Origin of the sequence: Bradyrhizobium sp. ORS 375 (assembly GCF_000239775.1) — a bacterium.
In the GTDB taxonomy this organism is placed as follows: domain Bacteria; phylum Pseudomonadota; class Alphaproteobacteria; order Rhizobiales; family Xanthobacteraceae; genus Bradyrhizobium.
The window spans coordinates 1-6,896 of record NZ_CAFI01000147.1 but is presented as its reverse complement, the minus strand read 5'-3'; the positions used below and the strand labels follow the sequence as shown (position 1 = coordinate 6,896).

Sequence of the window (6,896 nt, the reverse complement as noted above, 5' to 3'; positions counted from 1 at the left end):
TCCGGGACGACGACCTGTTGTTTTCAGCGTCAGTTGCGTCTTCGCCGCCAGCCCCATCCTCCGCCGTCGTCCCGGCGAACGCCGGGACCCATACCGCGGGATCTCACTTGGGGCAGACTGATCATTGATCCTGTCGACCTACGGTTACGGTGCTGAAACCGGCAACGGCTCCACAGTCACCGCGCCGTTGGCGGTCTTCGTCTCCGGCTTCGGCATGACCACGCCCGCCAGCGCCTGCACCGGGTCGTCGCCCGGCTTGAAGCCGGACTGCACCAGGATCTCGTCGATCAAGGGCTTGAGCGCATGAACGCGCAGCAGCTCGCCGGCGAGGCCCTCGCCGAAGCCGACATTGCCGCCGCCGGCGCCGTTGCCGCCGAAGGCGCCGCCGGTGTGCAGAATGCGGACATCCTTCAGGTTGGCGATCGGCTTGACCATCTCGCCGAGCGCCGCGGGCATCGTCGCGATGCGCTGCTTGGCGAGCTCGAAATCGATCACGTTGCTGCCGAGCTTGTTCTGCGCCTCGTTCTTCAGCAGGATGACGGCGGCTTCCGCCTCGCCGATCTCGCGCACGCCGGCGGCCTTGATCTTGTTGGCCTGGGCCTCCGCTTCGGCCAGCGTCTTGGCCGCCTCGCCGCGATCGACCGCCGCGCGCTTCTCGGCCTCGGCCGCCACCGTGATGCCGGTCGAGCGCTGCTCGGCCTCCTTTCGCGCGGCCATGACGGCGGTCTGGCGTTCGCGGTCGGCGATCTCGATCGCCCGCGCGGTGGTCACCTTTTCCTCCGCTGACACCGCGAGCGCCTCGGCCGCCTTGGCGACCGCGCGCGCCTCGGAGGTCTCCTTGCTCTTGGTGGCGATCTGAATGTCGTTGTCCTGCGTGGCGATCTGGATCTCGCGGTCGGCGTCGGTTTTGCGCCGGTTGATCGCGAGGTTGGATTCGATGGTCGCGGTCTCGCGCACCTTCAGCGCCTCGGCCTCGCGCTGGGCGATCTTCTGCTGCGCCTCGATGCGGGCGTTCTCCTCGGTCTGCCACGCCGTTTGCGTCGCACTCGCCACCTCGGCGCGCGTGCTCGCGGTCTTGTTGGCGATGTCGCGCTCCTGGCTGAGCTCGGCTTCCTTCTTGGTGCGCTCGATCTGCAAGGTCAGCTGGCGCGCCTCGAGGTCCTTCTGGGCGATCGCCACCTCGTTGTCGCGCACGATCGCATTGCGGTCGCGACGCCGGGTCTCGGTGACGGTCTTCAACAAGGTGAGACCCTCCGCGTCGAAGAAGTTCTCGGCGTTGAAGAACGAGATGTCGGTCTGGTCGAGCTTGGTCAGCGACACCGATTCAAGCTCGAGGCCGTTCGACTGCACGTCGGCCTCGACCGCGGCCTGCACGTGCTTGACGAAATCCGAGCGCTTCTCCTGCAGGTCCAACAGCTCCATCGTCGCCGCGACCGAGCGCAGGCCGTCGACGAACTTCGCCTCGACCTGGTCGCGCAGCAGTTCGGCATTGTTGGTGACGGCGCCGAGCGTCTGTGCGGCGAGCGCGATGGAATCCACATCCGGCTTCACGCGGACATAGAACTCGGCGTCGATATCGACGCGCATGCGGTCCTTGGTGATCAAGGAATCCTTCTTCGAGCGCTCGACCCGCAATCGCAGCGTCTTCAGGTTGACGCGCGCGATCGAGTGGAAGATCGGCAGCACGACGGCGCCGCCGTCGAGCACAACCTTCTTGCCGCCGAGGCCGGTGCGCACGAAGGCCTCGTCGCGGGTGGAACGGTGATAGAGCACGGCAAACACCGTGCCGAGGACGACCAGCAGCGTGACGCCGATCGAGGCGGGGACTATGAGATCAAACATGACAGAGATCACTTTCTGGACTGACAGTCCGGTTGTGATGAAACCAGCTCGTCGGCGGCTGCGATCGCGAGGAAGCGGCCGTCCTTGCGGTCGACGAGAAGAACCGACGCGCCCACCGGCAGCGGCGGCGAGCCCGGCGCGGCCGAGGCCGTCACCGTGTGCCAATTGCCGTGGACGTCCTTGACGCGGACGCGGCCGGGCAGCCCGCCATCGAGCGGGCCGACCGCGACTTCGCCGGTGCGGCCGACGAGATCGGACAGACCCACCGCATAGCTTTCGTCCTGCGGGATCAGCCGCGCGGCGTAACGCGTCGAGCTGCGCAGCATCGGCACGGTGGCAACAGCGGCAAGCACGCCTGCGGCCGAAGCCGGCAGCGGCAACGCGAGCAGCCGGGCGACATCCTGGATGAGAAAGCCCGTGATCGAGAAGATGCCCAGCCCGAGCAGGATGCAGATCATCAGCGGCACGCCGCCGACATTGATCCAGGACAGCACCTGGCCGATGCTGGTGCTGTTGCCGTCGTGCCCGAGATCGACGGTCTGGCCGAGCAGCTCGCTGACCGACAGGCCGATCAGCATCGAGCCGATTTCGACGCCGCCGACCAGCACGATCATCACGGCGGCGACCGCGAACGGCCGCACCTCGGGCTGCATGAAATGGTCGATGATGGTCATGGGACGGTGCGCCCCTGCCCGCTCAGTTCTGCGACTTCAGACGCGCCAGCCGCTCGGCAATGTCCTTGTCGCGCTTTAGCTTCGACAGTTCGTCGATATCGGGCGACGGCGCGATGCCCTCCGGCACGCCGGTGGCGCGCGCGATCGCGCGGGAGGCGCGGCTGGCCTTGGCGAAGCCGGCATCCGGTCCCTTGCGTGACGTAGCCTTCGGCTGATCGGCGATTACTTCGCTGCGCTCGAGCTCGGCGAGGCGCGCCTGCGCATCCTGCAGGCTCGACAGGATCGCGCGCAAGCTCGTCAGAACCGCGTCGACACGCTCGGCATTCTCGTCGATCGCCTTCGACAGCACCTCGAACTGCGCCTCGAGATCCATCTGCCGGGCGATGCCGGCGCGGGCGAGATCGTCGCGATTCTCGGTAATGGCGAGGCGGATCTGCTCGGCGAGCACGCCGGTCTCGCGCTCGATCTCGGCGCGGCGGGCGTTGAGGCGATACTCCTCCGCGCGCGCCGAAGCGAGGCTGTCGCGCTGCTCCCGCTCGGCCTGCTCGATCTCGCGGATCGCCTGCTTGACCAGCGCGACCTTGTTCTTGTCCTCGGCCTTCTCGATCGCGCCATAGGCGATCCCGGCGATGAGGCGCCCGGCGCGTGACAGGAGCGTGTCGGGAGCCGGCGCGTGTTCGGCGAGCATGACGTTGTCCTTTCGTGGGCTGAGATGAGCGTGGGAAGTTGCGGTGACGCCGAAATGGATTTCGAAGTCACCGTCGTCAGTGCGAACGAGCTGCGCCGGCGTCGCGTGCGACCAGCCCGCGACATAGCCGGTCACCTCGAACGGGATCGTGACGCGGCCGAGCGCCGTGCCGAGCGACAGCGTCGCGGCGTCCCGGACATTCACCAATCGGTCGTCGAGCGGCAGCCGCGGGTTCGAAGCGGCGCGATACGCCGCACGGTCGCGCAGGCCGAGCGTGACGAGCCGCGACGGCAGCCGGGTGGCCCTGCGGATCGGCTCATAGGCATGGCCATGCAGCGCAACGAGATTGGCGCCGATGCCCTTCGCGGCAGCGATCTCGTCGAGCATGTCCATCATCCGGGCATAATCGGCAAAGGTCGCCTCAATCGCGCCGAGAGCCTCCGGCGTGAGCAGGAGACGATAGCGAGCAGCCTGATCGTAAGGGTTTCCGGCCATGGAAAACATTAAAGCACTATTATTGTGCTTTCGCAAGCTGTCCACCACTCCGAGGACGCCGCACCTTCCCGTGACCACACCGAACGCCATGCCCATGCCGATATGTCGCGCCCGGCCTTCCGGCCGGTTCGAGGGCGCCTGAACAATCCCTGGTGATCGTTAAGAGGGTCGTGATGCACGGTAGCGACGCGCCGTGGGCGACGGTTCGCCTGCAACGCGCCGCCCCCAATCATTTACGACGCTGGGTCTCCACCGCCGGTGTCGTCCCGGCCAAGCTCTGGCGTCGCGCAGCGACGTCAGGGCGCAGAGCCGGGATCCATAACCACAGGCCGTTGCGAGGCGACGACTCGGAGTTGCGATCCAGCCTCGAACGGCGTCCTGAGAGTATGGGTCCCGGGTCAGCGCACGCCAGCGCTTCGCGCTGACGTGCTTGCCCGGGACGACACCGAGTTTGGAGTAAAGCCATCTCATCAACTTCAGTGTCATCCCGGCCAAGCCCTGATGTCGCGTAGCGACGTCAGGGCGCAGAGCCGGGATCCATAACCACAGGCCGTCGTGAGGCGACGACTCGGAGTGGCAATCCTGCCTCGAACGGCGTCCTGAGAGTATGGGTCCCGGGTCAGCGCACGCCAGCGCTTCGCGCTGACGTGCTTGCCCGGGACGACATCCAGTTTTTGGCGAGGCGCCTCACTCAATCGTGCGCCGGGCAGCGGCCGATCAGCAGTATTCGCGCGCCAAGCTACGATGTTTCGAGCAACGAGCCTCTAACCGAGATCACCGTCTACTTGATCGGCGCGCGCGGCAGCACGGTGTCGCCGATCTCCATGCGGTAGACGTGATCGAGCGAGTACCAGGGCGCGGCGACGTCGGGCTCCGTCGGATGCGGTTCGTCGTGGCGGATGAAGTTGCCGAGCAGGGCCTTGGTGACGCCGAACTGGACGTCGCTGTCGATGTGCGGGTCGTTGGGGTCGTAGACTTGCGAGATCAGCACCTTGAACCCTTGCTTGACGATCAGCGCATGCAGATGCGCCGGGCGATAGGGATGCCGGCCCTGGGCCTTCAGGAGGCGGCCGACGACGCCGTCGGTCGGGATGGGATAGCCGACCATCATGACGGAGCGAAACCAGAAGCGGCCGTCGACATCGGTTGTGAGCTTGCCGCGCAGGTTCATGTCGGCCTGCTCGGGATCCTGGTTCTCGTAGTAGCCGACGGGAGACGCGTGCCAGACATCGACTTCCGCGCCGGCAACTGGCGCGCCGCTGGGATCGACCACCCGCCCTTGCACGAACAGCGCCGGCCCTGGCGTGGCCGAGCGCACGATCGAGCCGCCGTTCGCGGTCACAGGTGAGTTCAGCCGCCAGAACGGACCGAGCAGCGACTGCGCCGTCTCGGTGTTGCCGCCATCGCCATTGTTGAGCAGGCAGACCAGCGGCGAGACGCCGAGCGAGCCGGCCATCAGCACGACTTCGTTGTGCGTGTCGTTGGTGCGCTGACCGAGCTCGGCGATAACAGCGGCGGCCTCGCGGAATTCGGCCTCGGTGAGCCTGACATCGCGGACGAAGCCGTGGAGGTGCTTGATCAGCGACACCATGATCTCGCGCAGCCGCGGGTTGGAGGTCTGCTCCATCACGGCTAACACCGCCGGCGTGACGTCCTGTTCGCGGGAGATGGTCATTACTTGTTCTCCGTCATTCCGGGGCGACGCGCCAGCGTCGAACCCGGAATCTCGACGTTGCCAGACTCATCTCCAGATTCCGGGCTCAGCCCTGCGGGCTGCCCCGGAATGACGAAGCGCGTTGCGCTTCGTCAGTTGACCATCTCGACGGCCAGCGCGACGCCCTGGCCGACGCCGACGCACATGGTGGCGAGAGCGCGTTTTCCCCCGCGGACTTCGAGGCCGTGCACCGCGGTCATCGCGATGCGCGCGCCGCTCATGCCCAGCGGATGTCCCAGCGCGATGGCGCCACCATGCGGGTTGACGAAATCGGCATCCTCGGCGACGCCGAGCTGGCGCAGGCAGGCGATGCCTTGCGACGCGAACGCTTCGTTGAGTTCGATCAGATCGAAATCGGTGATCTTGAGGCCCAGCCGCTCCATCAGCTTGCGCACCGCCGGCACCGGGCCGATGCCCATGATGCGCGGCGGGACGCCGGCCGACGCCAGCCCGAGCACGCGCGCGCGCGGCGTCAGGCCATGCTTCTTCACGGCCGCTTCCGAGGCGAGGATCATCGCGGCGGCGCCGTCATTGACGCCCGACGCATTGCCGGCGGTGACCGTGCCGGGATTGCGCACGATCGGCTTCAGCTTGGCGAGACCTTCGAGCGTGGTCTCGGGGCGCGGGTGCTCGTCCTTGTCGACGGTGATCGGGCCGGCCTTGCCGCCGGGCACCATGACCGGCGTGATCTCGGCGGCGAAATAGCCCGAGGCGATCGCCTGGCCGGCACGCTGCTGGGAGCGGATCGCGAACGCGTCCTGGTCGGCGCGCGACACCTGGAATTCCTCGGCGACATTCTCGCCGGTCTCCGGCATCGAATCGACGCCGTATTGGCTCTTCATCAGCGGATTGATGAAGCGCCAGCCGATCGTGGTGTCGAAGATCTCGGCCGAGCGGGAGAACGCCTCCGTCGCCTTGCCCTGCACGAACGGCGCGCGCGTCATGGATTCAACGCCGCCGGCGATCGCGAGATCGACCTCGCCCGAGCGGATCGCGCGGCCCGCGGCGCCGACCGCGTCGAGGCCGGAGGCGCAGAGACGGTTGAGCGTCTGGCCGGGAATGGAGTCGGGCAGACCCGCGAGCAGCAGCGCCATGCGCGCGACGTTGCGGTTGTCCTCGCCGGCCTGGTTGGCGCAGCCGAAGAACACCTCGTCGACCGCGGCCCAGTCGAGATTCGGATGCTTGGCCTTCAGCGCCTTCAGTGGGGTCGCCGCGAGATCGTCGGTACGCACCTTCGCCAGCGCGCCGCCAAAGCGCCCGATCGGGGTCCGCACCGCATCACAAATGAACACGTCTCGCATCGCTCTCTCCCGGGGGTGTTTCTGGTCAGAATTGACGGCGGTTTTAGGAGTGCGATGGGGGCAGGTCAAATGACGGGAACGCGGGGTGGCATGCGTGGAGATGGCGGAGCGACGCGCTCGCCGCGCGCTCGGTGCGCTCCCTCTCCCCGTTCTTCACGGGGAGAGGGCTGGGGGTGAGGGGC

5 protein-coding genes are annotated in these 6,896 nt (G+C 67.1%); all 5 read right to left on the bottom strand.

What is annotated here, in order from left to right; genetic code table 11:
* Positions 1–144 precede the first annotated feature (144 nt).
* On the bottom strand, positions 145–1,842 hold the full coding sequence (locus BRAO375_RS12650; RefSeq protein ID WP_009027862.1) for a flotillin family protein: 1,698 nt from the start codon (positions 1,840–1,842) through the stop codon (positions 145–147).
* Between the two features lie 8 nt (positions 1,843–1,850).
* Positions 1,851–2,516, bottom strand: a complete 666-nt coding sequence (locus tag BRAO375_RS12645) for an OB-fold-containig protein (protein ID WP_009027861.1) — start codon at positions 2,514–2,516, stop codon at positions 1,851–1,853.
* A 22-nt stretch (positions 2,517–2,538) separates the two neighbouring features.
* Positions 2,539–3,708, bottom strand: coding sequence for a PspA/IM30 family protein (locus tag BRAO375_RS12640; protein WP_035640161.1), 1,170 nt, complete (start codon positions 3,706–3,708; stop codon positions 2,539–2,541).
* A 772-nt stretch (positions 3,709–4,480) separates the two neighbouring features.
* A complete protein-coding gene (locus BRAO375_RS12635; RefSeq protein WP_009027859.1) occupies positions 4,481–5,374 on the bottom strand; it encodes a dioxygenase family protein in 894 nt (297 codons plus the stop codon).
* A gap of 131 nt (positions 5,375–5,505) precedes the next feature.
* Positions 5,506–6,714: a 3-oxoadipyl-CoA thiolase gene (gene pcaF, locus BRAO375_RS12630; protein WP_009027858.1), complete on the bottom strand. Its 1,209-nt coding sequence runs from the start codon at positions 6,712–6,714 to the stop codon at positions 5,506–5,508.
* Between the last annotated feature and the right edge of the window lie 182 nt (positions 6,715–6,896).